This window comes from Mesorhizobium sp. M7A.F.Ca.CA.002.05.1.1 (assembly GCF_003998335.1).
In the GTDB taxonomy this organism is placed as follows: domain Bacteria; phylum Pseudomonadota; class Alphaproteobacteria; order Rhizobiales; family Rhizobiaceae; genus Mesorhizobium.
In genome coordinates, this window is record NZ_RZQI01001497.1 from 1 (window position 1) to 750 (window position 750).

A 750-nucleotide genomic window follows, 5' to 3' on the forward strand; every position below is an offset into this window, starting at 1 on the left:
GTCACGGGACCTTTTTCAGTGCAGGCGCCGGCAATGGCAAGCGGCAATGCTATTCCTGGTCGGCAACCTTGCGGCGGCGAGCCGGCTTGGCGGCCGGGCTCTTTTTGACGGGAGCCGTTTCACGATGCCCCATGTCGCGCATCTCAAGCGCTTTTTCGCATTTGGCCATGTAGTCGCGTGTCATCGGCAGCGTGTCGTTCTTCTTGGCGATCTGGATCTGGAAGATCACCAGGTCCTGCCAGCGGAAGGCGGCTTCCGAGGCCGCCAGGTAGAATTCCCACATGCGGCAGAAACGCTCGTCATAGATCGCCTTGGCCTTGTCGCGATTGGCGGCGAAGCGCACGCCCCAGTGCTTCAGCGTATCGGCATAGTGGAGCCGCAGGATCTCGACGTCGGTGACGACCAGGCCCGACTTTTCGATCGCCGGCATGACTTCCGAGAGCGACGGGATGTAGCCGCCCGGGAAGATGTATTTGCGGATGAAGGCGCTGGTCGCCCACGGCACGCCGGAACGGCCGATCGTGTGCAACAGCATCACGCCATCGGGCTTGAGCAGCGTCGCGCTCTTGTCGAAGAAGGTGCGGTAGTGGTTGACGCCGACATGCTCGAACATGCCGACCGAGACGATGCGGTCGAAACGCTCGTTGAGTTCGCGGTAGTCCTTCAGCTCGAAATGCACACGGCTTTCCAGCCCTTGCGCGTGCGCCCGGTCGGTGGCTACGCCATGCTGCTCGGTCGACAGAGTCACGC

1 protein-coding gene is annotated in these 750 nt (G+C 62.3%); it reads right to left on the bottom strand.

Translation table 11 applies throughout. From position 1 onward, the window contains the following. Positions 1–49 precede the first annotated feature (49 nt). Positions 50–750, bottom strand: a 701-nt coding sequence (locus EN939_RS36630; protein WP_164751620.1) for an SAM-dependent methyltransferase, incomplete at its 5' end; no start/stop codon positions are given.